We start from the raw sequence: 1,912 nt of genomic DNA, 5'->3' as shown, positions 1-1,912 counted from the left end.
CCATAATAACGTCGAGCAACTCATCCTTATCAATCTGGAACAGATCCTCCCGTGGAAAAACTATCAGAGACTGCAGAAGCTCCTTGCCCCGATAGTCCCGTATATTTAAACCCGAGTTTTCAGAAACGTAGCTGATTTTATTCCGCAACAAAGGAATGTTTGCAGGCGATTCAGAATACATTTTTGCGGTGTATAGGCCAATAAAACAACAGATACCGGCTAAATTGCCATCTTTATCAAAACGCTTTACACCAACACACTCTGGATAAACAGGTCGATGAACGGAGGACCGCTGAGAAGCCTTTGAGAAAAAGAACAAATTGCTACCGAAAATTTGTTGCTTAGAGGCTTTTGGCAACTTGTTCAGTTCTGACTTTTCGATAAAATCTACAAAGCGATGAACCAGCCCCAGGCCGCTTCCTTTAACGAGGTCGAAACTTTCACTTCTTCCCTCTTTCTTTAGGTCATAATCTACACAACCCAAGAAGATGAAGCGTTCATCCCCCATCCAGCGTAAAAACTCGCGCCCCTCTTCAATGTCTTCAGGCGCAATAGTTTTATAATTCTTTTCGGTTAGGTTTTCTATCAAGCTCTGTTTCTTGGTAAGCATATTTTCATAGTCGCCAACCATCGTTGAAACGTCTGACATCACTTCATTGATAGCCTTTAGCAAAGACTTCTGAGACGCTGAATCGCTATGCCGATCTATCTCGATAAATATAAGCGCTTCATCATTGCAGGTTGATTCTTTTGCGGCGGCACCACTTTTAAGGGATTCAATATCACCATTTTTTGCTCGTTCGCAACGGATATTTGCATACTGAATACTATGAATTTTGACCATGCGATTAGAAAGGATTAGCCTGATCGAATCGACAATAAACGGCATGTTTTCTTGAAGCACCACGAGTACAGTATGGGGTGACTGCCAATTATGGTCTTCAAGGTTCGGGTTAAAAACCTCAATTTTCGCCTTTGTACCTTTGTGCGATGAAGAAAACTTCCATGCCGACATAACAAGGCCGAGCATATCCGAGACTCTACGGCCTTCGAATTCCTCTATAAACGTGCTTGCGAAAAGCTGGTCGACAAACTGGGTAACCAACGCTCCCTGTTTGACACCTAACTTATCCTTAACAGAGTCTTTAATCTGGGAAATGAATTTTTTCTTACTTGTGGTATCAATAACCTTCATTATTATTTTCCGCCATTTCAATCAACAAAGCTCACAACTTACATTAGTTAAATGAATAATAGTTCATTGACAGGAAATTGCTTATTAATCATCTATCTATTAAGTTTAATCTTCGATTTTTTTAGAAATATTATCTAGGTTATTGCACTATGAGCGCACATGCAGCATTTGATCAATTAAATACAGCTCTCAGCAAACGAATTCTTGGCCAGGCACATTTGGTCGAGCGATTGCTAATTGCCCTTTTGGCAGATGGCCACTTACTAGTTGAAGGCGCGCCCGGGCTTGCAAAAACAAAGGCAATCAAAGAACTTTCCGATCGAATTGAAGGCAACTTTCAACGCATCCAGTTCACACCTGATCTACTCCCTTCCGATGTAACCGGCACAGAAATATATCGTGCCGAGAAAGGAGAGTTTGAATTTCAAAAAGGCCCAATATTTCATAATTTAATACTAGCTGACGAAATTAACCGTGCCCCCGCAAAAGTTCAATCTGCACTACTAGAAGCAATGGCCGAGCGACAAGTAAGCGTTGGCAAACAAACCTTCCCGCTTGATAGTTTATTCTTAGTAATGGCCACGCAAAACCCAATCGAACAAGAAGGCACCTACCCCCTGCCCGAAGCGCAGTTAGATCGTTTTTTAATGCACGTAAAGATCGACTACCCCAACCTTGAGTCCGAAAAGGAAATATTGCGACTAGCCAGAAGCGAGC

At 41.9% G+C, this 1,912-nt stretch carries 1 protein-coding gene and 1 pseudogene; one reads left to right on the top strand and one right to left on the bottom strand.

The genetic code is table 11. From position 1 onward, the window contains the following. Nucleotides 1–1,195 (bottom strand): annotated as a pseudogene (locus A3757_RS22040) (NAD-glutamate dehydrogenase domain-containing protein); the annotation flags it as partial. Between the two features lie 149 nt (nt 1,196–1,344). On the opposite strand from A3757_RS22040, the gene A3757_RS22035 reads away from it, so the two are divergent. After that, the coding region (locus tag A3757_RS22035; RefSeq protein ID WP_156506493.1) for a MoxR family ATPase at nt 1,345–1,912 on the top strand (568 nt) is incomplete at its 3' end.

The sequence above is a fragment of the Oleiphilus sp. HI0117 genome (assembly GCF_001635235.1).
This window is presented reverse-complemented; position numbering and strand designations above follow the sequence as displayed.